Source organism: uncultured Shewanella sp., assembly GCF_947495455.1.
Taxonomy (GTDB): domain Bacteria; phylum Pseudomonadota; class Gammaproteobacteria; order Enterobacterales; family Shewanellaceae; genus Shewanella.
The window spans coordinates 1-26,523 of record NZ_CANLZC010000008.1 but is presented as its reverse complement, the minus strand read 5'-3'; the positions used below and the strand labels follow the sequence as shown (position 1 = coordinate 26,523).

Here is a 26,523-nt window from a genome sequence, read left to right as displayed (position 1 = left end):
AAGTGTTTTTATTTTTAGGTTATGGATTGCAAAAGTAGCAACAAATAGAATGACCACACTACCAACTTACTTGAAATATATTGAGGATGAATCAAATGAAAGCAATGATAATCAAATCATTAGGAGACACAGATGTTTTTGAACTCGCTGACAGACCACAGCCTAAAATCAAAAAAGGTCACCTTATTGTAAAAGTCAAAGCCAGCAGTGTTAACCCATTAGATACTATGCTTAGATCAACCCACACACCTTGGTCAGAAAACTTACCTGAAATTCTACACGGTGATGTCGCTGGTATAGTCACAGCAGTTGGCGAAGGTGTGAGCCGTTTCAAAGTCGGTGATGAAGTCTATGGCTGCGCAGGAGGGATTGCAGGGATTAACGGTGCATTAGCAGAGTTTATGTTAGTGGATGAAGCGCTAATGGCCATCAAACCTAAAACATTAACCATGAAACAAGCCGCTGTATTGCCACTGGTTTCGATCACTGCGTGGGAAGCTTTACATGATAAATTAAAAATCAAACAAGGTGACAATGTCCTTATTCACGGCGCAACGGGGGGAGTCGGTCATATTGCCATTCAATTGGCAAAACACTTTGGCGCGACGGTTTCAGCCACCACTTTATCCAATCACTACGCACTGGCTAAAACAATAGGAGCAGATCATATTATTGATGCGTCAACAACACCTGTTTTCCAATATGTCAATGAACTCACTCAAGGACAAGGATTTGATGCCATCTTTGATACTATTGCTGGGGAGCATATTCAAAAAAGCTTTGAGGCGGCAAAACTTAACGGTGCTGTGGCCACGACTTTGCCTGTTGACGATGTACTGCAAGTGGCGCTTAAAAGCTTAAGCTTTCACAGCATATTAATGCTTATTCCTCTCGTTCATGGAATAAATACGGCAACCCACGGTCATATCCTCACCATTATCGCTGAGCTTGTCGACAAAGGGGTTATTCGCCCGCTGCTCGATGACTCAAACTTTACCCTTTGGGACGTGGCTAAAGCACATGAGCGCCTGCAGTCGGGACAAGCCGTAGGGAAAATAGGTTTAACGATAAGCTAAAAAGCACTTAATTCATTCCTAGATCCTCGACATAACTGACAAATCGTCACCGCTCAAAGAAATAAACAGGTGACGAACTAACTTATGATTTTGCCAGCACGCTCGCAGACACTCGATTGGCTAATGCCTTACCTAAGATGGCATGGGAATCTTTATCTAAATGAAGCCCATCGATATCACTCATTTCAACCACAGTATTGGCATCAAAATACAAGGTTTGATAGGCTTTGGCGATGATGGCATATTCAGCTGCTAAGCCTAAGCTGCGCTCAACGGCCCCTTCAAATTTATAGGCCACAGCCCCTTTGACGGGTTTTAATTTTGGGGGCGCTACCACCATAATTTGCGGTATTGGCATACCCGGCTCTATCGGCGCTTGACGAATAATATTAATGAGTTTCACTATGCCTTGGCCAGAGAGTGCGACACTGTTATCATGTGTGCATTGAAAGTCATTATTCCCTAACATAAGAATCACCAGCTTCAACGGGGAATGCATTTCAATCACTTGTGCCAAGCCTTCAGAGCCGTCTCGACCCGCTCTAAAGGGATCGCTCCAGACTGTTCGGCGACCATTTAAGCAGTTTTCTATGATGCGTACTGATTTGCCTTTCTCAAGCAGTATCTTTTCCATCACACCGGGCCAGCGATCATCAAATGACAAGCGTTTACGGGTATTGGGAATGATCCCCCAAGAAATACTATCGGAATACACTAAAATATTGTCCATAATAGGCTTAACATCCTGTTACATAATAATTTTAAGTTTAAGATAAAATCGAATAAACCACAAATATTCATTCACCATTTGGCGCTGACTGCCCATAAAAAAGGCTTTCCTAAACAGGAAAGCCTCATCATCAAGCTGATGTCATTTTTAACGCTTTTATGCGGTCTTCAATGCCTTAGAGACTTTCTCAAATAAATCTTTAGACAGATCCGGTAAATCTAATAGTTGTTGTAATGACGCTTTCATCAAACTTTGGCGCTTAGCATCAAACTTTTTAAATTGAATGAGGGGGGTTATCACCCTCGCCGCCACTTGTGGATTGACGCTATTAAGCTGAATTAAAATATCCGTGACAAATTGATAGCCTTTACCGTCTAACCGATGAAACTCATTGACATTGCCCGCAGCAAACATGCCAATAAGAGAGCGCACTCGATTAGGGTTTGACAAGCTAAACGCTGAATGCTCAAGCAATGCCTTTAGGTTATCAATACAGCTATCATGGTTTAACAGTGCTTGTAAACTAAACCATTTGTCCATTACCAAAGGCGTATCTATCCAAGATTTCTCAAAAACAGTCATCAACTCTTCACGCACCTTTGATGCCTCAGCATTAAGTGCCAATAGCGCCCCTAAGCTATTAGTCATATTATCGGCTTGTTCAAATTGAGTGACAGCGAGAGCCTGATGCTCATCACGACTTTCAATCAGTAACGCTAAGCATTTATTTTTAAACGCACGCGCTCCAGCATCATCCATTGACGCCAGCTCTCTATAACGAGCGAGTAACTCATCTTCACAACCTTGAGCTATTTGCTCGATAGCAAAGGCTCTTGCCAAACTTAATTTGTCTAAGTCAACTTGCTCCACTTGCTCGATTAACGACGACAGACTCGGCAAGGTTAAGATTTCAGCCACTAGGGCCTTGTCCAGTGCATCATTGAGGATCACCCCTTTAAAGGCGTCTACAATGCGAGGATCGAGCACCATAGCAATACCCGCCTGTAGATGCGCCACATTCTTCCAAATGGCATGACTGAATAAATTCACCGATGCTTCCCAACGCGCCACTTCACTGCTGGCATAAGTCATAATGTGCACTAGCTGCTCAATGCTGTAATCAAATTTTAAGCGAACAGGCGCTGAAAAATTTTGTAATAAGGACGCAACAGGTCGATGAGACAGGCCTTCAAATGTAAAGGTTTGCTCGCTTTCTGTAAAATTAAGCACTTGAGATAAAATGCTTTTACCATCAGCACTTAACAGCTCAATATCAAAGGGAATATGTAACGGCAGTTTGTCTAACTTATCGGGTGTTTGAGGTGTCATTTGCGACAAGGTAAGCTGATAAACGCCCTTTGTAGCATCAAAGGCTTCTTCAACACTGACCACAGGTGTACCTGCTTGACTGTACCATAGCCTAAATTGCGTCAAATCCACACTCGATGCCGTCTCCATTGCACTGACAAAATCATCACAGGTGACAGCTTGCCCATCATGGCGTTCAAAATACAGAGCCATTCCAGCTTGAAAGTGCGCTTCTCCTAACAGTGTGTGCATCATGCGGATCACCTCAGCACCCTTATTATACACAGTCACTGTATAGAAGTTATTCATCTCAATGACAGAGGCAGGGCGAATAGGATGCGCCATAGGGCCAGCATCTTCAGCGAACTGTTGATTTTTCATCACACGAATAGCATGAATACGATTAACGGCACGAGAGCCTAAATCGGAACTAAATTCTTGATCGCGAAAAACCGTTAAGCCTTCTTTTAAGCTCAGCTGAAACCAATCACGGCAAGTCACACGATTGCCTGTCCAATTATGGAAATATTCATGGCCTACAACCGACTCGATACCATGATAGTCATCATCCGTTGCCGTACGTTTATCCGCTAACACGTATTTAGTATTAAAGATATTTAAACCTTTATTCTCCATCGCCCCCATGTTGAAAAAATCGACCGCAACTATCATATAAATATCGAGATCATACTCAAGGTTAAACCGCGACTCATCCCATTGCATGGATTTTTTCAACGACGTCATCGCATGGTGCGCCTTATGCAGGTTACCTTTATCAACAAATACTTGTAATTTAACTTGTCGGCCACTCTTCGTCTGATATTCATCTTCTAACAGATCAAAATCCCCAGCCACCAAGGCAAATAAATACGCAGGTTTTGGAAAAGGATCGTGCCATTTCACATAATGATGCTGTGCATCGACCTCACCTTGCTCAATCAAATTGCCATTACTGAGTAAATAAGGAAAACCTTGTTTTGGTGCCGTAATGGTCACAGTATAAATGGCTAATACATCGGGCCTGTCGAGAAAGTACGTAATACGCCTAAAGCCTTCGGCTTCACACTGAGTGCAATAAGCCCCATCAGACATATACAAGCCTTCTAAACTTGAATTGGCCTTGGGATCTTGTTGTGTAATGATTTCTAATTCAAATGCATTGAGCGCACTCTTAACGATCAATTGACCCTCTAGCACTTCATAATCGGCATCTAAACCGTTAACTTTAACCGATATTAATTGAAGATCTTCACCATCAAGAACTAACCACTCTTGATGTTCCCCTTGCCTGATAACCTGACTCGTGGCAGTCACTGTCGATTGCCCATCGGCTAAATTGAAAACTAAATCAATATGGCTAATGGTAAAGCGAGGAGATTGATAATCTTTTAAATATTTAGGTTCCAATTGAGACATATTTTACTCATCCTTACTCTTATTAATGACATAAAAAAACGCGCCGTTAGCGCGTTTTTTTATTGAGCACAGTCAAACACCTTCTATTTAGCCTGCTTCTCAGCTTTGGCTAAATCTAATGTAATATAGACTGCCTCATTTAAAAATGCATCTACAGGCTCAACTTCATCGTCAACATCATCCAGTGACTTCACTTTCTTAAGCCCTGCTTTAACACGGCGCTCATTGACTCTATCAAGCTGCTTTTTATCATTTTTTTCGCGTTCACCTAAACGTTCACTTTCCACCAATGACACACTCTTTTCATTGTGATGTTTCTTAAAATCGGCAATATCGCTATTAATATAACCAAATTCAACATCTGTCTTAATACGTTGCTGATAGTTTTTATCAAGCTGCGCAATCATACTTGGCGTAATGTCATTTAGCGTTTTGTATTTTGCTACTGGCACTTTATCCCAAGGCAATGCATTTTTAGACTCCGCTTCACCATATTCACCAGGCTCTAGTGCACTAGGAAAGGCAATATCCGGTGTAACCCCTTTTAGCTGAGTACTGCCGCCATTAATACGATAGAATTTAGCGATAGTGTATTGCACATGCCCAAGGGGCTTATCGTATAAATCGTAAATACGACCTAAACTCTTATGCTGCTGTACCGTTCCTTTACCGTAAGTTGACTCGCCCACAATCAAGGCTCTGTCATAATCTTGCAGCGCCGCAGCAAAAATCTCAGAGGCTGAAGCACTGTAACGATCGACCATCACAGTTAATGGCCCAGCATAGGCAATTTTTCCATCATTATCACGGTTTTGGGTGACACGGCCATTGGCATCACGAATTTGCACAACAGGGCCTTGTTCAATAAACAAACCAGTGAGCAATGTCGCTTCGGTTAGCGCGCCACCACCATTACCACGTAAATCAATAATCACGCCTTCCACTTTACTTTCTTTTAACTGAGCCAGCTCTTTTGCGACGTCTTTTGATAATCCCATATAAAAACCTGGGATCTTAATCACGCCCACTTTGCGGCCTGCATAAACGCCTTCTTCAGGCTCTATGATTTTTGAACTTGCGGCGCGATCTTCTAATCGAATTTTATCTCGAGTGATGGTGACATTAAAGGTTTTAGCAGAGGTTCCGCCTTTCTTAGGCAGGATCTCTAGTGTCACTTTACTGCCTTTAGGTCCTTTAATCAGCTCAACAACATCATCAAGACGCCAACCAATGACATCCACCATTTCTTTACCGTCTTGTGCCACCCCAACAATTTTATCTTCAGGGGCGAGTTTATCACTGCTTGCAGCAGGACCACCGGCAACTAGACTTTTAATAACAGTATAATCATTATCCATTTGCAACACAGCGCCAATACCTTCGAGGCTCAGGTTCATTTCCATTTGAAAACGTTCTGCATTACGAGGAGACAAGTAACTAGTATGAGGTTCAACAGTACGAGCAAAAGCATTCATTACTGCTTGAAAAACATCTTCACTGTTTGTTTGACTCAAACGCTTAATCGCATTGTTATAGCGTTTAGTTAAAATAGTGACAATTTCATCCCAAGATTTACCGGCCAATTTTAAATTTAACGCGTCATACTTAACCCGTTCACGCCAGAGTTCATTCAGCTCAGCTTCTGTTTTTGGCCAAGGTGCATCTTCTCTATCAAATTGATATTTATCTCCGGCTAAATCAAAATTCATTTTTTTATCAAGCAAAGACAGCGCATAAGCAAAACGCTCGTAACGCCTTTTCTCGGTCAATTGAAACATATCATAAGCAGGCTTCAAATCGCCTGTTTCTAACATGGTATCAAACTGCTTAGCATATTTTTGAAAGCCATCAACATCTGATTGCAACAAGACATTTCGGCGATAATCAAGTTGTTTAAGATAAGTATCAAAAACTTGCTCTGAAAAAGCATCATCAAGTACAAAACGGCGATAATGAGAGCGACTAAATAAATCGGTCACCCTTTTGCTTGCAACCTTATGCTGAGGCTCCTGCTTTAAAGCAGGTAACTCGCTGAAGGGAATTGAAGGGCTAACGGCCCAGACAGAAAATCCTAGAAAAATACTGACGAGAGGTGCAGCCAGAATGAGTTTTCGCATCAACAAGTTACTCCTTTACTTTTTGGCCATTACAGCATTATATGTTCAGCTCGAACTTTAACCGTTAAACCTGAATCTAACTGAACACTCACATCTTCTTTTTTGATATCTAAAATAATGCCAGCAACAGGAGATTGTCCTAGTTTCACATTCACACGTTGATTTTGCTTTAATTCAGTTAGCACAGCGGGAGTAAGATCAACCTTAGGGGCAGGTTTCTTTTCTGGCTTACTTGATTTAACTGCAGGTGCACGCTTAGGCGCTGTTTTCTTAACGGGCTTCTTGTTAACTTTGGGGGATTTTTCAGCATGTTTAGCCGCTTGAGCAAGTCGCTTCGCTTTGGCTTTTTCTTGACTGGCTTTTAACGTCGTTTGAGCATGTTCAATATGTTCTTGCTCAAGTTCTCCGCATTCTTTACCTTCTAAGTCAACACGTTGAACACCTGGTTTAATGCATTTCAAATAACGCCAACTACTGGTATAGCGGCGTAAAGCGATTCTTAATTGAGTTTTACTGACTTTAGAATCATCAGATAACCTTTCAGCCAAATCCTGAAACAATCCAATCTTTAATGGCTTAGTTTCACCTTCAGCGATAAAGCATAAAGGAAATGTTTCATACAAATACGCAAGAATTGCGTTGGTGTCGGTCAACTTTTCTGTTGATTCCATCATTACTTCCACAGTTTTAAAAAAGGGCACATTAAAAAACGATATACGAATATACCAGTCTTAAGTGTCGTTTATATTTATCTGAATTCACGTAAAAATAAAGGATAAATTGAAAATATTCTTATTCTTAACGTTCTTTCTACAGACATACCTTATCAATTACAAAGAATAAACGCCAAACATTCATTCTATCAAGTTTAAATAGCCTACTTGAATTTTGTAATTTATCAAACCGCCTATTATAAGCACAGTGGCCATGAATGCGACCACCAATTCACAATAATAGGCTAGCTTTTAACCAAATAAGCAATTTTCGAAGCTTTTTAACACGACTTCTAGGCCTATTTGATCGTTTTTAGTGAACCTTGCTAACGAAGGGCTATCGATATCTAACACTCCAATAACGCTAGCATCACGACAAAAAGGGATCACAAGTTCTGAATTACTGGCCGCATCACAAGCGATATGCCCTTCAAAATGATGTACATTTTCTATACGTAAGGTGCTATTTTCACTTGCCGCAGTACCGCATACGCCTTGACCTAATGGAATACGAGTACACGCCACTTTTCCCTGAAAAGGACCTAGTACTAATTGGGTATTTTTTATCAAATAAAAGCCAACCCAATTAATATCATCCAAATGCTCATTCAATAGCGCGGAAAAATTCGCCATTGCACACATTAAATCATCTTCACCAGCAAACAATGCCTGAACCTGACGATTCAATACATCATAATCTTCAACACTCATTCCACATCCTAACGCAATAAGATTCCTAGATCTCAACAACAAGCGATGCCGTTAACAGCCAAGCAGTCTAACAAACAAATGACTCAAAATCCTAGTGACTTTTCTATGACAACAAAGATATATCCCTGTGTCAATGACCTTGGATGAGACCGATTGAAGGTTGGTGATGATTTTATCGGCAATTTATCGCGCATATCGAAGCTATCGCTAAATCAAGATAACATGACATACTCAACTGAAATGAACAGTCATTTATCGACAAAAAATCAACAGACTCTAACCAAGTGGCGGGCTTAATGCCTACTTTAACTTTAAAAAAGAGGGAGGGATGATTGCAACATTGCTGTGGCGGTTGCCCCCTATATAGCTAAAAGTTCAGTGGTAGCGGGGAAATACGATCAAGCGACTTCTTGCCCTACTTTCTTAATCGCTTTTTTTTTGTTGGTCGGCGTTTTTGCCGCAGCAGAGGGGACTTCCTTTGCACTTGATCCCCCTTTTAATATTTTCATCAATTCATCTTTATTCTTCGCCAGATAAAAACTCAAGCTTTCATAAGTGGCATCATCAATATCCAATGCTGACTCAGCTAACAGGGGCTGAAGATTATCAGCGATATCTAACATTTTATCATAGGCATCCGCATCTTTTTTTGATGTAAATGTCATTTTTTCTACCCCTTCTCTAACCACAACAAATTGTGTGATAACCGCCATAAGTTGCTCCATACTGTTTTTATATACAGTATCTATTTTGCCATATTTTTCCGAATATGCAAGTCCATAAATCAAGGTATGTGCAAGGAGTCCTCTTACCTGAATCCCTAAACTCGCCTTTTCTGGTTTTTTAGGTATATAATCTAATAAGATTACTCCTATGTATAAATATTTCTGACTAATCAATACTAAAGATGCATTTTGAAATAATGTCGCGAAATAGAATAAGCATCATAAAAATAAATCTGTACACATCAGCATATATGTTGTCATCAATCACTAAGTAGGTTAACAAGATTATGGGTTCACAAGCCGAGAATGGGAGTATCGTGTTATGCCACTCTTGTGACTTAGCCATAAGAAAACGAGCCCTGCCAACAGGGGTTAAAGCCTTATGTCCTCGTTGTCATTCTCCTCTTTACCACACGCCCTACTGTTCACTCAATGGCATGTTAGCTTTATGCATCACAGCACTGATCTTCTTTTTACCTGCTCATCTATTGCCTATGCTTGAATTACATTTCCTAGGCAGTGTGAGAACCACAACAGTACTCGAAGGTGCTCTGGCTGTCGGCAAACAAGGTTATTGGGTTGTTGGCATTGCGGTAATGACAGCTGCGGTTTTTGCTCCACTGTTATTACTCCTCTCCATACTGAGTCAAATCATTATTGTCAAACACAGACTATCTTCACCTTTTCATCGAAAGATACTCAAAAAATTATTGATGTTACATACCCTACTGACTCAATTATCCATGCTAGAGATTTATGTGATTAGTTTTCTCGTGTCAGCATTTCAGCTATCAGATTTTGCAAATATTACTTTTGGCATGGGAACATTCTGTTTTACAATGCTTTTTATATCTAGTCTATTTCTATTAAGAGAATACGACCTTGAACACATGTGGAGCCAGTTAGATGAAAGAAGCTAACACCTTACTTCAAGGGAAGGATATACAGTTAACGGCCTGCCCCACTTGCAAACAAATCGCTTCAGTCAATCAAACCGTTTGCCAACGTTGCGATAGCCCTTTACAAATAAGAGATACCTTAAGCCTTCAAAAAAGCTGGGCGCTAGTGATCACTGCTGCTATTTTATTGATCCCCGCTAATCTTTATCCTATTACTATGCTAACCAAGCAAGGTAATGTTCGCTACGATACCATTTTCTCTGGCATCATCCACTTGGTTGAAACGGGTATGCTACCTATTGCGATCATTGTTTTTATTGCTAGTATATTAGTACCTTGGTTGAAAATTATTGGGCTAACCTTGTATTTAAGCGCCATTACTTTCAACCTGCCTTTATCCAAAAAGAAACTCATGTTAGGTTTTCATATTATTGAAACAATTGGCCGATGGTCCATGTTGGATCTTTTTGTTATTTCACTCACTGTTGCTTTGGTCAATATGGGTCAACTCTTAGATGCTCAACCCGCCCCTGCAGCAACGGCCTTCGCCTTAGTCATTTTACTCACGCAAGCTGCGGCAAAAGTTTTAGACACGCGTTTACTTTGGGATCGACTGGACACTCAAGATGACACAAATAGAACACCCTAAAATTGTTAAAAAAAAGCTCTTCTCCCCTATTTGGTTGCTACCAGCGGTGGCACTCATTTTGGCAGCATGGTTAGGGATACAAAGTATTCGAGATGCCGGTATCACAGTCAGAATTCACTTTCCCAATGCCAGTGGTATGGAAGTTGGAAAAACATTAGTGCGTTATCAAGGACTGAATATGGGAAAAGTCATTGATATGAGCATTGACAAGAATCTAAGCGGCGTCAATGTTGACGTCTTAATGGATTCAAGAGCCGAACCCTTTTTACGAACGAATACTCAGTTTTGGCTTGTCAAGCCAAAAGCCTCCATCATGGGGGTACAAGGTTTAGATGCGATATTCTCTGGAAATTACATTGGTATGTTACCAGGTACGGGTAGCCCCAAAATGGCTTTTAGAGCTGAAACCAATGCACCTGTCGTGCAAGCTGGCAGTAAAGGCCTCATTTTAAAGCTCAATGCCTCACATCTCGGCTCCTTAAAAGTCGGTTCGCCTATTTATTTTCGTCAAATCCCCGTGGGTCAAGTCGTCGCCTACGAACTCAAGAAAAGCGACAATATTCAGATCAGTATTTTTATTCGTAAAGAATATGCTCATCTAGTCAAAATTGACTCACTGTTTTGGAATGTCTCTGGGCTCAACATTGATGCTTCACTATCCAATCTGCAAATTAATGTCGAAAGCCTCGCTGCTATCTTAGCCGGTGGCATCAGCTTTAATTCTAATGATAACGCCCAATCTGCCCAAGCCAATGATAGTTTCACTTTATATCCCAGCAAGCAAGAGGCGTTAGAAGGCACTCCTTTCACACTAAAAGCAGACAATAGCTATGGTATAGACAAAGGCACAAACATTATGTTTAGAGGCATAAAAATTGGCCAAGTCACCCATATTGATCTCACCACTAAAGGGGTCACTATGAAAGCAAAATTAGATAATGCCTATGAAGATTTATTGACTCAAAGTGCACAGTTTTGGGTCAGTGGAGCAAAAATTTCATTATCGGGCATACAACATCCTGAACGGTTAATCACAGGTAATGTGATTAATTTCCAAGCAGGTACTGGGCCTGCAAATGATGAATACCCATTGCTGAATAAAGCGCCAGACAAGCAAACAAACAATTTATATCTCACCCTCAATTCAGACGTTAATCCCGATCTCTCTGTGGGGGCAGAAGTGCGTTACAAACAAATCAAAATAGGAGAAGTGATCTCAGTCTCGCTCAATGACAAACTCACCCAAGTGGATTATCAAGTCAAAATTTATCCTGAATTCACGCCATTGGTAACAAAAACCAGTTACTTTGTCTCCGAATCCGCTGTATCAATCAATGCGAGTTTAGAACAAGTCAAAGTCAAAACCCGTGATTTAACCACTTTTGTCAAAGGGGCGATAAGCTTAGTGCAAGGAAGCTCGCCTGTAAAAGTGAATAACCATGCTCAATTGAAACTTTTTGCCTCCGATGCCGCCGCAAACGATTTCTTTGCTCATCAAAACGCCATCAAACTCACATTACAAAGCCCAGATGGCGCTGGTTTATCAGCGGGCTCACCGATTTATTATAAAAAAATGCAAATAGGTCATGTCAAACAAGTGACTTGGTCTGATAAGAAACAAGCTTTTACTGTCAATCTTCAAATCCAAAAGCAATTTAAAGGATTAGTGAACGAGCAAACCATTTTTTGGCAAAATAGCGCCGTATCTGTCAATGCAAGTCTCAGTGGGCTCGAAGTAAACGTAGCGCCACTTAAAGGTGCAATACAAGGCAGTATTGCATTAGGTATACTAGATGAAGGGCAAACAGGGGATAGCACCCATTTATATAGCAGTAAAAAACTTGCTTTATCGCAAGCCAAAGCAATAACCTTGCACTTTCCAGCTGAAGCCAAACTCGCCGCCAACGCAGCTATTCGTTATTTAGGCTATCAAATTGGGGAAGTGGAAACAGTCAGCCTAGATCCTTCTTTAAAAACCTTAACGGCCAAAGCTTATCTTTATGGCGAATATGCCAATCCTTTTTTACGCGCCGATGCACAATATTCATTGGTCGATGCACAAATTGATTTAACAGGCATTAAGGCACCGGAAACCTTACTCACAGGTCCATTTGTTAAGGTCAGCCCTGGGATCAGCGAGCAAAAGGCACGAAGCTTTAATGGTACCTTACAAGGACAAGTTCACTTAGCCCCTGATGCCCTCACCTTTGCCATTACCACAAGACAGCTGGGCTCATTAAAAGTCGGTACCCCTTTATTTTTTAGAGGCATACAGATTGGACAAATCGATCACTATGCACTGTCGGGTCAAGGGACCTTCGTCAAACTTTACGCCCATGTGGAGCCTCAATATCGAAATTTAGTGAATCGTTCAAGTCAATTTTGGGATCTCTCAGGCATCAAAGTCGATGTTGGATTATTTTCAGGTGCGCAAGTCGATACCGGCTCCTTAGAAACCATTTTAGCAGGGGGAATTGGTATCGCGACCAAAGACACGACAGTGACGGAAAATACATTAAAAAACGGTGACAGTTTCACCCTTCACGATAAAAAGGATCCCAGCTGGGATAACTGGGCTCCAGCTCAAGCAACCCCTTAGCTTTCTCACGCCATGAGATAATCTAAGATCATGGCGTGAACACAACACTGATTTGTACGCTTTCATTTTGTACGCCTTCATATTGTCAACTAGACTCTTAGTAGCCAGCTCTTTCATCAATCATTAAGTCAGCAAACAGTTTAATGCCTGTATTCTATTCCAATGTTTAATCAATTAAGGATGTGATTATGCCAATAGCAAATATTGCATTAAATCTAGGACTATCGATCTTATTTATCACAAGCAGTGCCATTGCAAGCCCTGTCAATGTCTCCGGTCGTTGGGTCGGCGTGAACTACACCAGTAAAATAAAAGGCCCCACTCACGTCACTATGACGTTCAATCAAACCAATAAAATGGTTACGGGTAAGTATTTGTCCGCAACAGGTGTCGCTAAAGAAGGAAAAGGTATGAAAAACAGCCCAACAAACTTTAAAATACGCTGGAAAAATACCGCGCCAACCTGTCCAGGAAAATACATTTATGAATACAGCTTAAAGGGGGAGCAACTCACTTGGCTGTTTGTCGGTGAAGATTGCTTAGGCATTGAAAAAGGTCATGGTTATGCGAAACGTGAGCCATAATTATTCCTCATAACGATAAAAATTCAGTATCGATTGCGCCATCCATAATGCATCTGGCTCAGTCTTTAATGACAGAGTACTTTGCGCTAATAAGTCAGCCAAAAGTATTGTTGAACGCAACTGAATTAAATCATAACAATAATCAGTACTGAATTCTGGATGTCCTTGAATACCTAAAAAATGAGAGCCCACTTGAAACATACCATAAGGACAGAATGCACTGGAAGCTAATACCCTGGCCGATTGAGGTAACGTTTTCACTTGATCTTGATGACTCATGACTAAAGATAAGGTTGACATATTATCCCCCTTTTCAGCCATCCAAGGCATGACTTGCACTATTTGGCTAGTCATGACGCCTAGCCCCCAGCCTTTATCAGAACGTTCAACTTTGCCTTTCAAAGCCTTGGCAAGCATTTGATGTCCAAAACAAATGCCGACACACTTTTTCTGCTCTTCATTAAGTTCACGGACAAAATCTGCTAATGCATAGATCCAAGCTTCATCATCATTAACACCAGCTCGGCTTCCTGAAATGATATACCCATCACACTCATCCATACTTTGAGGATATTCCCCCTCAAACGCAGCATAAACAATGAATTCAACAGGAGCATTGGGTTGGCATGATGCAAAGAGCTGAGTAAACATCTGTGGATAATCACCATGCTTAGCTTGAAGGTGGTCACGAACCCGATCACACAGTAAAAGACCTATTTTCATCTTTATCTCCTTGCGCCTATTTTTCCGCTTATGGGCACCTAAAAAGAAATATCAAGTTTTATAACCGACCTTCAACGGCATCGGTGAATAAAGCCGTATATTGCTCAGCACTTAAAATGATAGGATTCGTTTGCGCTGCTGCATCACAAATTGCCATTTGACCTATCATTTTCGCATCACAAAGATCAATATCGATAAGCGCTAATGTATGAGGAATATCAAGATGGTTTCTCAGGGCTAAAATCCAATCCATCACCCCCTCGACACTTGGATGTTCAAATGCTAAATACTTGGCTAAATTCACTAATTTATTTTCAATAACGGCTTGATTAAACTTTAATACATAAGGCATTAAAATCGCATTTAAAAGGCCATGATGCTTACCATAAAGCGCCCCTAATGTATGGGCTAAGGCATGCATAGCCCCTAACCCTCTTTGAAACGCCGTCGCCCCCATGGTTGATGCCACCAGCATTTGTGTTCTCGCTTCAATATCATCTCCTTGTCGAAATGCGATAGGAAGAAAGTGCTTAATGCGTTTCATCCCCTCAATAGCGATGCCTTCAGCCATGGGATGAAAGCTGGGAGCACAATAGGCCTCTAGAAGGTGAGACAAGGCATCCATCCCTGTTGCGGCAGTGATATGTGGAGGGAGTGAAAGCGTGAGTAATGGATCGAGTAATACTCGCTTTGGCATTAATTGAGGATGAAACAAAATCCGTTTTCTTGGATACTGATCTTGTAAATCTGTGATCACGGCAGCGCGCCCAACTTCCGATCCTGTCCCTGCCGTTGTTGGTACCGCAATCACAGGCAACACCTTGTCCCCCTGTATATGGGTCCAATTATCGCCAACATCTTCCATATTCCAAAAAGATAATGACTGCTTAGCAATGAGTGCTATGGCTTTACCCGCATCTAAACTCGCCCCCCCACCGAGTGCAATAATGCCATTAATCCCATCTTGGTTCACCGTTTTCGCACCAAGAAGAATATTTTCATCGGTAGGATCAAAGGCAATTTGAGTAAAAACATCACAATCAATCTGGTGATTTTCACATAACTGCTGCACTTGCTTTACCATAGGAAAACTGGCTAGCTGTTTGTCTGTCACCAATAACGCTTTGGTGATATTCAATGACTCACAAGCTTGGGCAATAAAAGATAGACACCCTGCCCCTACTCGAATATCCGTAGGGTAGTGCCAATGTGCTTCAAGTGCCATTTTCCCCTCCTTTAAGACACGCTATGTTTAATATAGTAAGACTTAGGCCGCGTGATTGACTCAAAGCCCAATATCGATAAGCTGCAGCCTCTTCCCGATTGCTTCACTCCAGTCCAAGCCAATGCAGGATCAAGATAATCACATCGATTAATAAACACAGTCCCTGTGTTAACCCTATCCCCTAAGGCCGTTCCTGCCTCAATATCTTGAGTGAAAATCGCCGCTGTGAGCCCAAAATCACTGTCATTCATTAAAGCAATGGCTTCATCATCATCGCTGACTTTTTGTATGCCTATGACAGGGCCAAAAGATTCTGTCGTCATCACTTTCATTTGATGATTAACCTCCGTCAACACTTGAGGCGCTAAATATGCCGTTCCCAATTGACTTAAAGGAAACAAGGCTTCATCGATATGAGCCGTGGCACCTAACGCTATCGCCTCTTGTATTTGCGCTCTCACATTCTGAGCAGCAAGATGACTCACCATAGGCCCTAAAGTGGTATTGGGATCATTGGAACGTCCAAGCTTAAATTGCAACACCTTTTGCATAAATGCAGCGACAAACTCATCATAAAGACTGGCATGCACATAAATACGTTCAATCGCGCAACAAGACTGGCCGGCATTAAAAAAAGCCCCATCCACTAAAGTGTCAACCACTTGATTTATCTTGGCATCACTGCGAACGTAGGCAGGGTCTTTCCCCCCCAATTCAAGCCCAAGATGCATAAACCGCCCGGCAGCGGCTTGTTCAACTTTCTGCCCTCCCAATACCGATCCCGTAAATGCCACATGATGAATAGCTTCTTGCGCAATACAAGCTAATGTATTGTCATGGCTAGTATGTAAATATTGAAACACACCTTTTTCCATTCCAGCCTTTTCAAACGCAGCCACTAGCCGCTCAGCGCATAATGGTGTTTGCGCTGAATGTTTCATAATGACACTATTGCCCGCGAGTAATGTGGGAATAAGACTATTAATCGCCGTTAAATAGGGATAATTCCAAGGCGCGATAATCATGACAACTCCCAGAGGTTCCCGCTTAATATAACGTGTCACTCCTGCTTTTTCAGCAAGGTGTATGGGCGATAATCCTTGTTCACATACTTTAAATAAATATTGCGCACGTTCATTGACTCCATCGATCTCACCTTCACAATATCGAATAGGTCTGCCCATCATCCAACAAAGCTCATTCGCCAATGCAGACTTTTGACTCATCAAAATATCAATAGCACGAATACACAACAACTTTCGCTCAATCAAAGGTACGGCAGCCCAAGACAATTGGGCCGCATTGGCCCTTTGAACTCGCCTATGTATTTCATCTTGCGTCGCTAAAGCACGAGTGACATAAATTTGATTATCAACAGGAGAAAGGGTTTCTTGTATTGCTTCGCCATTCACCTCATTTTGGTCTGACATTCCTGAACCTCGCTAAACTAAGCTAAATGATTTCAAAATATCGGCTCATTTCCCAATCTGACACATGCTTGCGATATTCACGCTCTTCCCATTCGTGGCTATTGGCAAGAATATTCGCAAAAAGCTTGTCTGACATTCCTGAACCTCACTAAACTAAATGATTTCAAATAACGTCTTTCCCATTCGTGGCTATTGGCAAAAATATTGGCAAAAAGCTTGTCTGATATTCCTGAGCCTCGCTAAACTAAATGATTTCAAAATATCGGCTCATTTCCCAATCTGACACATGCTTGCGATATTCACGCTCTTCCCATTCGCGGCTATTAGCAAAATGTGTCACAAACACCTCACCAAAGAAGGTTTTTGCGGCTGTCGATTGCCTCAATTTTTGCGCGGCATTCCATAGACTCGTTGGCAAACTCAATTCATTCGGCTGGGGCTGTTCATAGGCATTACCCTTTACCTGAGGATAAGGCTCTAACTTCTCCTGTATACCGAATAATCCACTGGCCAGTGCTGCCGCCAAGGCTAAATAAGGATTGGCATCTGCCGCGCACAAGCGGTACTCGATCCGTTGACATTTATCAGAACCTTGAATCACCCTCAGCGCTGTGGTGCGATTCTCCACTCCCCAAGTGGCTTGAGTCGGCGCCCAAAAACCTGGGATCATACGCGTATAACTATTAATCGTCGGTGCAAGCATAGCCAAAAATTCTGGCATCAGCTTTTGCTGCCCCGCAAGAAAATGTCGCTGAATATTACTCATATTATGTTTCTGTGAGGGGTCAAAAAAAGCAGATTGACCATCGAGATGTTGCAGTGAAAGGTGTATGTGTCCGCTTTGTCCAGGAAATTCACCGGACCATTTAGCCATAAATGTGGCCATCAGATTGTGCCGCTGAGCAAAGACTTTCATAAAAGTTTTAAACAGTGCCGCTTTATCTGCTGCCGCACTAAGCTCATCAACACTAATCGCCGCCTCGATAACGCCGGGTCCCGTTTCAGTATGTAAACTCTCAATGGGAAAGTCCATCAAGTTAGCCATTTCTAGCATGTCTCGATACAGCTTCGCGTGTACCGAGTTACGAAGCATGGAATAACCAAACCAATCCGGCGTAAAAGTATTTAAATCACGATAATGTTTTTGCCGCACTGACTCAGGCGTTTCATTAAAAAGAAAAAACTCATACTCAAGTGCACCAAACACATTAAAGCCCATATCATGAGCCTGTTTAATCACCCGTGATAAGGTTTGCCTAGGACAAATTTTCCCTGCCTCGTCATCAAATTCGGCAATAAATAATAACATGCCCTCCTCTTCGTAAACGTCACGGCAACTGTCGGCTAAAATGCGAACAGGCGCATCGGGATAACCTGTATGCCAACCTGTATATTGCGTTTTATCTAATAACTGATCTTTAAGATCCCACCCCAATACCACATCACAAAAGGCAAACCCTTTTTCTAAAGCAGAAAAAAATTTATCCTTCGCCATATATTTACCGCGCATCACTCCGTCAATATCAAACAGCCCGACTTTGACATGACGTAAACCTCGCTCTTCAACAATGGCTTTTGCATCCGCAATGGTTTTTACCTGCCTTGCACTTAGCATATCAACTCCCTTTTCAATGATATTTCCCTTATTTTTTCGTATTGTCATGCATCATCAAATACCTCTTCTGGTGCCGATGCCACTAAATGATGTCGACTGTAAAAGGTGAAATAAAGCAACATGATAAAATAAAAAATACCCGCCCAGATCGCAGCATGAAAACTCACCACAAAAGTGGAAGCCAGTGCAACTAATGATAAAACAAGGGTTAAACTTGATGTAAAACGGCCACCGGGCGTTCGATAAGGCCTAACAAGTTCAGGTTCTTTTGCCCGTAAAATAATGTGAGATAAACTCATCATGGCATAAGACAGTGTCGCACCAAAAACCGCCATAGTGATCATTAAATCCCCTTCACCGGTTAACGACAACAAAAACCCTAAAAAGCCGGGAATGATCAGCGCCCACACAGGAACCTTACGTTTACTCGATAGCGATAAAAATCGTGGTAAATACCCTGCCCTAGATAAAGAAAATAGCTGCCGAGAATACGCATAAATAATCGAAAAGAAGCTGGCAATTAAGCCAAATAAACCAATCACATTCACAAAAGTCACGACCCATGATTGACTGCCATAAATCACACTTAATGCCCCCACAAGTGGCGCACCATGTGACTTTATCTGTTCAGCACTTGCTCCACCGGAGGCCAGCAACAAAATTGAAAATGCAAAAAAAATCAAAATAATCATTGAAGCGATAATGCCTTTAGGCAAATCTTTAGCCGGATTTTGTGCTTCTTCTGCCGCTAATGGCACACCTTCAACGGCCAAAAATAACCACATGGCAAAAGGCAAAGCGGCCCAAATACCCACGAAGCCTTCTGGAAGAAACCGACTTGCACCAAAAGCTTGAGGATTAGGCGCAATATCAAATAACAAGGCCCATTGGAAATGAGGCAGCATAGCCAAAATAAAAACAAGAATGGCAATGACAGCAAGTAAAGTGATCACCATCATGATCCTTAACGCTTCACCCGCCCCCCATAAATGAATACCGACAAAAATAACATAAATGCCGCCATAGACAATGGGGCCATCTATTCCAACCAAGGTTTGCAAATAACTGCCAATAAAAATCGCAATCGCTGCAGGTGCAATGGCATATTCAAGTAAAATCGCCGTCCCCGTTAAAAAGCCGCCCCAAGGTCCCATGGCTCTGCGCGCAAAACTGTATCCGCCTCCAGCGGTTGGTAAAGAAGAGGATAACTCAGCCAAGGTCAGCACTAAGCCACCATACATGATCCCCATGATCACAGTGGCAATCAACATGCCACCAAATCCACCTGAGGCTAACCCAAAGTTCCACCCTGCAAAATCACCGGAAATCACATAAGACACACCAAGACAGGCCAATATGATCCAACCCGCCACCCCTTTCTTTAATTGTCGTTTAGATAAATATTGCGCCTTCAAATCTTTGACCTGAGTATCGGACTGGCTGCTGTAAGGTATTTCTTTATCGACCATGATATATCCTCATCGTTTCAATAAAGTTTATTGTCTCTATACCCGTGATACAGCGAAATAAAGACACTTTTTCTATCCAAGTCATTCGGAATAAAAATGATTTAGCCTTAAAAATAGCCAGAACACAATAAGCCATTTGCTCTAAAAAAGAACTATGTCCATGAATGATGAATATACCGCAATATCATTTCGCTTTATCCATTCCTCTATCTATTAGTATTGCCGAAAATTTAACATCTCCTAGTGACACTCAGCTCAATATATAGCACTATAACCTTTAGCGATTTACGGCTCGTTTTATGGCGTTAATACGTGAAATACAGTCGTAAATGCAATAGTAAATTTATTAAGCTTGCTCTTTTGTTAGAGTGAATGTTGTGCGTGATAACAATAATTCAATATTGATTAATCAAGTCAGTAAAGGCCCCTACAAGCTTTATGCTTTTACTCACAATGATGAGTTAATATTAATCTAAGATTTGACATTTAAATTTCAGATCACAAAACAAACTGTTGATTATTAAGCATTATTTAGAAAATAAAAATGTAAAATCTTGTTTAACCTTTAACGATTTTGAATTTAAGTGCCCTATCATCAATATGTACGCGCTAGTGTTAGTCAACGTGAGAATGAAGATATGGACTCAACAACCCCTAATTCAACAATTCCAAACATTGTGATCATTGGTGGTGGTGCCGGAGGGTTAGAATTAGCCACCCAACTCGGCCATAAGCTAGGTAAAAAAGGCAAAGCAACCATAACCTTAATCGACAAAAATCGCACCCATATTTGGAAGCCTTTACTCCATGAAGTCGCAACGGGATCACTCGATCCTAATCTCGATGGTGTGGTCTACTCCGCTCATGCTGCAAAACATGGCTATCAATTTCAACTGGGCACCTTCTGCCATTTAAACCATGATGATAAAACCATCACTCTAGCACCAATTCTCAATGATCATCATGCCGCTATTCTGCCTGAGCGCCATATTCAATATGACAAATTAGTCATTGCCATTGGCAGCGTCAGTAATGATTTTAATACGCCAGGGGTTAAAGAACATTGCTATTTTCTCGATTCTCATCAACAAGCCGATCGTTTTCATCACGCATTACTTGATAGCTTCACCCGTATTCATCAATCTGATACTAACACACGACTCGATATTGCCATTGTGGGCGCAGGGGCAACAGGGGTTGAACTCTCAGCTGAGCTTTATCATGTCACTGAGCTGCTGAAAAGTTATGGTTTAAGTAAAATGACAGCCGATAGGCTACATATTCATTTAATTGAAGCCGGCCCGCGCATCTTACCCGCTCTTCCCGATCGCATTGCCGCATCAGCAAGACGAGAGCTGGTTAAACTCGGTGTAAATGTGCTTGAAAACACCTGCGTCAGTGAGGCCACGACCACAGGCTTTATTACAAAAGAGGGAACTCACATTGAAGCGAACCTAATGCTGTGGGCTGCCGGGGTTAAAGCACCAGACTTTATTAAAGAAATTAATTTATTTGAGTTAAACCGTGCCAACCAGATCATGGTAAAAGACACTTTAGTCAGTACTGTCAATGATGATATTTATGTCATTGGCGATTGCTGTGCTTGCAAGCAAGCCGATGGTAAATTCGTCCCTCCTCGCGCTCAATCAGCACATCAAATGGCAGAATGTGTCGAAAAGAACCTAATAAATGAACTCAAAGGCAAGCCACTAGAAAGCTATACCTATGTCGATTATGGATCTTTGGTTAACTTATCTAAGTTCAGTACTGTTGGCAGCTTAATGGGCAACCTCACGAAAAACACTATGTTCATTGAAGGAAAATTGGCCCGCCTAGTGTATATTTCCCTCTATCGTATGCATCAAAAAGCGATCCACGGCACAACCAAAACATTTGCGCTATGGTTAACAGAAAAGCTCATGCGTGCCGTGAGACCGAGAATGAAATTGCACTAATTCTATGCCTTATACCAATTCCATTATATAAGTGATCTTTCAGCGGGAATTCAACATGCTGTAGGCAAGGCAGATGATTGAAGCTAATAGTCATTCTATATCGAAAGCAGCTAACGTAGCATAAAGTATGTTGAAACCCGCACAAAGTGAGCTGCTCAGACATTCCACTTCTGCGTTGCATTCATTTGAAAGGGAATCACCATTACAGCATAAATGCGCCTTGAATTGAAAAGCCTGAGAAGCTCTGAATTGATCATCTATATAATGGAATTGGTATTAAAGTTGATCGAAACACAGTTACCAAAAGCATTAATTGGTAACTGTCTCAATCCATTCCTCAGCAATTTTTCTTATCGTCTACTTTCCTACGACTTTCCTGTGACTTTACCCCACGCCCAGCTGAATGGTGATGTCGCTGTAGCCACCGCACTCGTGAACATGTTTGATATGCCCTCTTTTATGACACCTTCAACAGATGGAGCATTTTGTGCCCAAAGATCGTCATTCTCACTGGAAGTTGGACTAACAGGTTTGCTCACAGTAGGGGGCGTAGTTTGAAGGGAGGTCGTTTGACTATACTGCTCAACCACTTCATCCATGACTCGATTTTCTTTCTTCAACTCAGCATCTATTTGTCGTTGTGCTAAGATTTGATCTCGCCCGTCATTGGCTGGTGCAAATGACGAATTCGCCGCTGTTGGCATCACTTGTGGTGAAACGATCCCCTGAGCTCTCGGCCAACTTGACTCAGGTAATGTGATGGCTTTTACACTGTCTGAAGCATTAATAGCCCTCATTGATGACGGCGCGATTGCAGCCGCATTAACTGCAGGTTCAAAACGCTCAATCGAAGTCACCTTATCAAAATGGGCCATTCCTTGCTCAAAGAGCCTTGATATGCGCGCTTCTTCAGTATAATCCTCTCTTAAATGCCTCATTAAACCATCTTGAAATTCATTTCTTGCGGCTTCAAAGCGGGCTCTTGCATCTTCAAAACGGGCTTTTGCCTGCTCACTCACCATGGAGACAAGCGCTCGCTCGGTCACTTGACTATTTTTCTCTTTTTCAGTCGCTTTATTCACTGACGACGGCAAAAAAGGCGCTATCGATGAAGCCTCTGAGCTAGTGTCAACATCAAAGTCAAAGTTAAATTCACTCTCATTAAGTGAGCTAATTTTTGAAGAAGCAGAAGAGTTTGAAGAAGGCGACATTGGAGGGAAAGATGTCCAAGTTTTGTCACTCATATTAGAGTGAGTATCAATATCTGCTACATTAACGCTATTCGCCTTGTTTGCTGCGACTAAATTATCTCTTTGTTCAAATGTCTGTTGCAAAGTCTGCAAATTTTCTGCCGTCAAAGGTAATTTGTCAATATCGCCTACCTCTGGCAATACTGGCGATATAAATGGAGAAGACAGGCTATTATTTAAAACAACATCAGCATCTGGTTGCACATTAGACTGACTATTCAAAGGTTGTTTTCGAATAACAGACTCATTATCAGGTATGTCATCAAACGCATCATCGATACTCAGATCGATATCTGTATTGCCATTACCGCCTTTGGTTATCGCTTCGGCATGTATTTTACCAGCCATCCAAGCAGAAGGATTTTTCTGCTGTGATGTAACAGACTCTTTTGGCTCCTGTTTTATTGGCGCCTGCTTTGATGGCTCTGATGGCTCTGATGGCTCTGCAGCTCCTAGAACCTTCACTAAGTCTTTCATTGCAGCAGATGCATTATTAATATCATCGGCATTTAAAAAACCTTGTACCGCCATGTCTAATATAATGCTGGGCAGCTGCTGAGTATCGCCTTTTACATGGCCTTGCGACTTGGCTTCTATGTTTACTGTCAAGGTATATAAATCTTGCGCTGCACACGCCAATTGACTCCCCGCCGCACTGTTTATGTCCGCACGATAAAATAGTTTTTCCAGTAAATTATTCGCCATTTCGGCGCTCAAATCTTTTTGTTCATTAACCTCAGGCTTACATGCAATTTGTAATAGCTGGCTAATGCACTCGGCATTCCCCTTTTCGGCCCCCTCAAATAAGTTCAATAGTAAAGGGGCAAATGTATCATTAAATGCTTTTGGCGTTACGCAAGGCTCTGATAAGGTAACTAACGCAGCCATATCAATAGTATTCTGCGGCAAAGCGCTTGAAGTCGATATTCCTATTGTCATTATTGTCTTCTTGAAAATAGTCTAGTTACATTGCAAATGAATATATCTCATTGCGCTACGACTCTCTTTCAGAACTTTTTAAACATATGACAAACTGATCAGACCAGATAAAGGAGTTCAAATTAGCGATGAGAACAAAATCGATCGACATCAGCCTTAACTAAACATGACACAGCATCAATCAACACAAATGCCACTCGCGCCGTCTTATTCGACCTATTAACCCAAGCATGATCTGTGCCCCTTTGAATTAAGATATCACCCTCCTTCATTAAGGTTTCCCCTTGATCCATTTTAGCCACAATTTCACCTTCTAAGATAATGGCATAATCTATGGTATGGGTTTGATGCATTCCAGGGTATTTACTTTTTTGATAATCCGCATCTGGATACATCTGGCTAAACGTCGCATCAAGCTTTGATCTCAATACACTAAGATCTTTAGACTCTGGAGGAAAATCAATAATACGCAATATTGTCCCTCCCTTAGGTGGCAAAATCCCTCGCTGCTCAGAAACAGTATCAGCTGTATTCACCAATGAAGGTGCTGCACTCGTGCGCCAAACATTCACCACACGATAACCCGGTCGCTCGAGCACCGTTAATATTGCTTTCGCTGGAGCATCTTCAACAATATAAGAATCACCTTGGCTATTATTCCCCGTTACAATACGCCGAATATCGGGTAAATGGCCAGCGGTGGGATCCGTTTCAGCACTATGCACACAAACACTCAAGCCCATTCCTAAAATAGCAGCGGTAACAATATTCATTTTAATCATCTTCTTTTCCTAAGGCTCAAGAGCCCAATTAAAATGAAATGTCATATTCCATAAGCTAACATGGCATTAGCCACTTTGATAAAACCAGCAATATTGGCGCCATTCACATAGTTAATATAATCTCCATCTTCATTGTATTTCACACATTGCTGATGAATATCTTTCATAATCTTGGCCAATCTATCTTCTAACTCTTTTGCACTCCATGACAACCTAACGCTATTTTGTGTCATCTCTAAGCCCGATAAGGCAACGCCTCCGGCATTAGCCGCTTTACCTGGAGCAAATAAGACCTTGGCATGTTGTAAGATCTTAATCGCTTCTATCGTAGTTGGCATATTTGCACCTTCAGCCACAGCAATACAACCATTGGTTACAAGTAAATGAGCATCGTTTTTATCAATCTCGTTTTGTGTCGCACAAGGAAAAGCCAAGTCACAACGGATCCTCCAAGGCTTCTCATCAACAAAGAAGTCACACTGATATTTATCGGCATAGTCGCAAATACGCCCTCTTTGAAAAATTTTAAGCTCAATCAAGTAGGCCAGTTTTTCTTCATCTATACCTTGTTCATCATAAATAAAACCGGACGAATCAGATAAAGTCACCACTTTACCGCCAAGCTGTATAATTTTTTCAGTACAATACAGTGCCACATTTCCAGAGCCTGATAACACACAGGTTTTCCCTCGAATACTGTCACCCCGATGAGCAAGCATTTCTTCCATGAAAAAAGCAGTGCCATACCCTGTCGCCTCAGTGCGAATGAGGCTTCCTCCAAACTCCAAGGCCTTTCCTGTGAGTACGCCAGTAAATTCATGACGTAGGCGCTTATATTGACCAAACATAAAACTAATTTCTCTCGCCCCGACTCCGATATCCCCAGCCGGAATATCCGTATCGGGCCCAATATGATGGTAGAGCTCTGTCATATAACTCTGACAAAAACGCATGACTTCTCGATCAGACTTGCCCTTAGGGTTAAAATCTGCCCCCCCTTTCGCCGCCCCCATAGGCAAGGTTGTCAGACTATTTTTAAACGTTTGCTCAAAACCTAAAAACTTAAGAATGCTGAAATTCACTGAAGGATGAAACCGCAATCCCCCTTTATAAGGCCCAATTGCATTATTAAATTGCACTCGATAACCTCTATTTAAGCGAATATTTCCCGCATCATCTTCCCAAACAACTTTAAAAATAATGCTCCTATCAGGCTCTGTCATTCGTTGTAAAATCGCTGCATGTTGATAAATGGGATTATCAAGAATAAAGGGGATCACCGACTCTGCCACTTCATACACGGCTTGATGAAATTCTAACTCACCTGGATTGCGCTTTTTCAGTCCATCCATAAAGTGCGCTAAGGATAAATCATTGTACATATTACCTCCATTAATCGCTGATGTAAGAAAGCAACTATTAATAGAATAGGTCAAAAACAAAACGCTTTAAAATAAAGCCAGATCACACAGCATAAAATATCAATCGTTTCTCTTAAAAATCAAAATTTCTAAGAAAGTTCACTAGGGCCTAATACTGGTCAGTTAAGAGCTAATATAATTTTAGGGAGTAAGTTCTTGGCCTATGTTTGACCTCCCTTCGATTGGT

The 26,523-nt window shown here is 41.6% G+C and carries 20 protein-coding genes; 6 read left to right on the top strand and 14 right to left on the bottom strand.

The genetic code is table 11. From position 1 onward, the window contains the following. Positions 1 to 95: 95 nt before the first annotated feature. Positions 96 to 1,076, top strand: coding sequence for a zinc-dependent alcohol dehydrogenase family protein (locus Q0791_RS03940; RefSeq protein ID WP_299002946.1), 981 nt, complete (start codon positions 96 to 98; stop codon positions 1,074 to 1,076). A gap of 82 nt (positions 1,077 to 1,158) precedes the next feature. On the opposite strand, the gene Q0791_RS03935 is transcribed toward Q0791_RS03940, so the two are convergent. From Q0791_RS03935 to Q0791_RS03910, 6 genes are all read right to left on the bottom strand, one after another. Beyond that, positions 1,159 to 1,806: an SGNH/GDSL hydrolase family protein gene (locus Q0791_RS03935; RefSeq protein WP_299002944.1), complete on the bottom strand. Its 648-nt coding sequence runs from the start codon at positions 1,804 to 1,806 to the stop codon at positions 1,159 to 1,161. 156 nt (positions 1,807 to 1,962) lie between these two features. Then, positions 1,963 to 4,530, bottom strand: a complete 2,568-nt coding sequence (gene pepN, locus Q0791_RS03930; protein ID WP_299002941.1) for an aminopeptidase N — start codon at positions 4,528 to 4,530, stop codon at positions 1,963 to 1,965. 83 nt (positions 4,531 to 4,613) lie between these two features. Next, on the bottom strand, positions 4,614 to 6,647 hold the full coding sequence (gene prc, locus Q0791_RS03925) for a carboxy terminal-processing peptidase (RefSeq protein ID WP_299002939.1): 2,034 nt from the start codon (positions 6,645 to 6,647) through the stop codon (positions 4,614 to 4,616). Positions 6,648 to 6,676: 29 nt separating this feature from the next. Beyond that, positions 6,677 to 7,318, bottom strand: a complete 642-nt coding sequence (gene proQ, locus Q0791_RS03920; protein WP_299003096.1) for an RNA chaperone ProQ — start codon at positions 7,316 to 7,318, stop codon at positions 6,677 to 6,679. Positions 7,319 to 7,612: 294 nt separating this feature from the next. After that, complete coding sequence (locus Q0791_RS03915) at positions 7,613 to 8,071, bottom strand: GAF domain-containing protein (RefSeq protein WP_299002938.1); 459 nt, start codon at positions 8,069 to 8,071, stop codon at positions 7,613 to 7,615. A gap of 398 nt (positions 8,072 to 8,469) precedes the next feature. Next, complete coding sequence (locus tag Q0791_RS03910; protein ID WP_299003093.1) at positions 8,470 to 8,784, bottom strand: YebG family protein; 315 nt, start codon at positions 8,782 to 8,784, stop codon at positions 8,470 to 8,472. Positions 8,785 to 9,083: 299 nt separating this feature from the next. On the opposite strand from Q0791_RS03910, the gene Q0791_RS03905 reads away from it, so the two are divergent. From Q0791_RS03905 to Q0791_RS03890, 4 genes are all read left to right on the top strand, one after another. Continuing rightward, complete coding sequence (locus tag Q0791_RS03905; RefSeq protein WP_299002936.1) at positions 9,084 to 9,716, top strand: paraquat-inducible protein A; 633 nt, start codon at positions 9,084 to 9,086, stop codon at positions 9,714 to 9,716. Further along, positions 9,703 to 10,344 (top strand): paraquat-inducible protein A, encoded by a 642-nt coding sequence (locus tag Q0791_RS03900; protein ID WP_299002933.1) that lies wholly within the window; start codon positions 9,703 to 9,705, stop codon positions 10,342 to 10,344. The genes Q0791_RS03905 and Q0791_RS03900 overlap by 14 nt, the downstream gene beginning before the upstream one ends. Further along, positions 10,322 to 12,943 (top strand): MlaD family protein, encoded by a 2,622-nt coding sequence (locus tag Q0791_RS03895; RefSeq protein WP_299002930.1) that lies wholly within the window; start codon positions 10,322 to 10,324, stop codon positions 12,941 to 12,943. Before Q0791_RS03900 ends, Q0791_RS03895 begins: the two co-directional genes overlap by 23 nt. 188 nt (positions 12,944 to 13,131) lie before the next feature. Continuing rightward, positions 13,132 to 13,527 (top strand): hypothetical protein, encoded by a 396-nt coding sequence (locus Q0791_RS03890; RefSeq protein WP_299002926.1) that lies wholly within the window; start codon positions 13,132 to 13,134, stop codon positions 13,525 to 13,527. Here Q0791_RS03890 and Q0791_RS03885 read toward each other — a convergent pair whose 3' ends face one another. From Q0791_RS03885 to eat, 5 genes are all read right to left on the bottom strand, one after another. Next, positions 13,528 to 14,250 (bottom strand): GMP synthase, encoded by a 723-nt coding sequence (locus Q0791_RS03885; protein WP_299002924.1) that lies wholly within the window; start codon positions 14,248 to 14,250, stop codon positions 13,528 to 13,530. It lies immediately after the preceding gene. Positions 14,251 to 14,308: 58 nt separating this feature from the next. Further along, positions 14,309 to 15,475, bottom strand: a complete 1,167-nt coding sequence (locus tag Q0791_RS03880) for an iron-containing alcohol dehydrogenase (RefSeq protein WP_299002921.1) — start codon at positions 15,473 to 15,475, stop codon at positions 14,309 to 14,311. A gap of 11 nt (positions 15,476 to 15,486) precedes the next feature. Further along, positions 15,487 to 16,905 (bottom strand): aldehyde dehydrogenase family protein, encoded by a 1,419-nt coding sequence (locus Q0791_RS03875; protein WP_299002918.1) that lies wholly within the window; start codon positions 16,903 to 16,905, stop codon positions 15,487 to 15,489. Positions 16,906 to 17,149: 244 nt separating this feature from the next. Further along, on the bottom strand, positions 17,150 to 18,520 hold the full coding sequence (locus tag Q0791_RS03870) for a glutamine synthetase (RefSeq protein WP_299002915.1): 1,371 nt from the start codon (positions 18,518 to 18,520) through the stop codon (positions 17,150 to 17,152). 44 nt (positions 18,521 to 18,564) lie between these two features. Beyond that, a complete protein-coding gene (eat, locus tag Q0791_RS03865) occupies positions 18,565 to 19,989 on the bottom strand; it encodes an ethanolamine permease (protein ID WP_299002912.1) in 1,425 nt (474 codons plus the stop codon). 638 nt (positions 19,990 to 20,627) lie between these two features. Between eat and Q0791_RS03860 the strand changes: the two genes are divergently transcribed. Then, complete coding sequence (locus Q0791_RS03860; RefSeq protein ID WP_299002908.1) at positions 20,628 to 21,944, top strand: NAD(P)/FAD-dependent oxidoreductase; 1,317 nt, start codon at positions 20,628 to 20,630, stop codon at positions 21,942 to 21,944. 365 nt (positions 21,945 to 22,309) lie between these two features. Here Q0791_RS03860 and Q0791_RS03855 read toward each other — a convergent pair whose 3' ends face one another. The 3 genes from Q0791_RS03855 to gdhA all read right to left on the bottom strand — a co-directional run bounded on the left by Q0791_RS03855 (position 22,310) and on the right by gdhA (position 26,297). Then, complete coding sequence (locus Q0791_RS03855) at positions 22,310 to 24,133, bottom strand: hypothetical protein (RefSeq protein ID WP_299002907.1); 1,824 nt, start codon at positions 24,131 to 24,133, stop codon at positions 22,310 to 22,312. 122 nt (positions 24,134 to 24,255) lie between these two features. Beyond that, positions 24,256 to 24,915, bottom strand: a complete 660-nt coding sequence (locus Q0791_RS03850) for a cupin domain-containing protein (RefSeq protein ID WP_299002906.1) — start codon at positions 24,913 to 24,915, stop codon at positions 24,256 to 24,258. A 41-nt stretch (positions 24,916 to 24,956) separates the two neighbouring features. Further along, a complete protein-coding gene (gdhA, locus tag Q0791_RS03845; RefSeq protein ID WP_299002905.1) occupies positions 24,957 to 26,297 on the bottom strand; it encodes an NADP-specific glutamate dehydrogenase in 1,341 nt (446 codons plus the stop codon). Between the last annotated feature and the right edge of the window lie 226 nt (positions 26,298 to 26,523).

Bases quoted from the DNA above. Each gene is read 5' to 3' on its own strand.
- Q0791_RS03875 (WP_299002918.1), bottom strand. From the start codon at position 16,905: ATGTCAGACCAAAATGAGGTGAATGGCGAAGCAATACAAGAAACCCTT.
- Q0791_RS03855 (WP_299002907.1), bottom strand. From the start codon at position 24,133: ATGACAATAGGAATATCGACTTCAAGCGCTTTGCCGCAGAATACTATT.
- Q0791_RS03905 (WP_299002936.1), top strand. From the start codon at position 9,084: ATGGGTTCACAAGCCGAGAATGGGAGTATCGTGTTATGCCACTCTTGT.
- Q0791_RS03890 (WP_299002926.1), top strand. From the start codon at position 13,132: ATGCCAATAGCAAATATTGCATTAAATCTAGGACTATCGATCTTATTT.
- Q0791_RS03885 (WP_299002924.1), bottom strand. From the start codon at position 14,250: ATGAAAATAGGTCTTTTACTGTGTGATCGGGTTCGTGACCACCTTCAA.
- Q0791_RS03935 (WP_299002944.1), bottom strand. From the start codon at position 1,806: ATGGACAATATTTTAGTGTATTCCGATAGTATTTCTTGGGGGATCATT.
- Q0791_RS03940 (WP_299002946.1), top strand. From the start codon at position 96: ATGAAAGCAATGATAATCAAATCATTAGGAGACACAGATGTTTTTGAA.
- prc (WP_299002939.1), bottom strand. From the start codon at position 6,647: ATGCGAAAACTCATTCTGGCTGCACCTCTCGTCAGTATTTTTCTAGGA.
- Q0791_RS03850 (WP_299002906.1), bottom strand. From the start codon at position 24,915: ATGATTAAAATGAATATTGTTACCGCTGCTATTTTAGGAATGGGCTTG.
- proQ (WP_299003096.1), bottom strand. From the start codon at position 7,318: ATGGAATCAACAGAAAAGTTGACCGACACCAACGCAATTCTTGCGTAT.
- Q0791_RS03880 (WP_299002921.1), bottom strand. From the start codon at position 15,475: ATGGCACTTGAAGCACATTGGCACTACCCTACGGATATTCGAGTAGGG.
- eat (WP_299002912.1), bottom strand. From the start codon at position 19,989: ATGGTCGATAAAGAAATACCTTACAGCAGCCAGTCCGATACTCAGGTC.
- Q0791_RS03900 (WP_299002933.1), top strand. From the start codon at position 9,703: ATGAAAGAAGCTAACACCTTACTTCAAGGGAAGGATATACAGTTAACG.
- Q0791_RS03870 (WP_299002915.1), bottom strand. From the start codon at position 18,520: ATGCTAAGTGCAAGGCAGGTAAAAACCATTGCGGATGCAAAAGCCATT.
- Q0791_RS03895 (WP_299002930.1), top strand. From the start codon at position 10,322: ATGACACAAATAGAACACCCTAAAATTGTTAAAAAAAAGCTCTTCTCC.
- gdhA (WP_299002905.1), bottom strand. From the start codon at position 26,297: ATGTACAATGATTTATCCTTAGCGCACTTTATGGATGGACTGAAAAAG.
- Q0791_RS03910 (WP_299003093.1), bottom strand. From the start codon at position 8,784: ATGGCGGTTATCACACAATTTGTTGTGGTTAGAGAAGGGGTAGAAAAA.
- Q0791_RS03860 (WP_299002908.1), top strand. From the start codon at position 20,628: ATGGACTCAACAACCCCTAATTCAACAATTCCAAACATTGTGATCATT.
- Q0791_RS03915 (WP_299002938.1), bottom strand. From the start codon at position 8,071: ATGAGTGTTGAAGATTATGATGTATTGAATCGTCAGGTTCAGGCATTG.
- pepN (WP_299002941.1), bottom strand. From the start codon at position 4,530: ATGTCTCAATTGGAACCTAAATATTTAAAAGATTATCAATCTCCTCGC.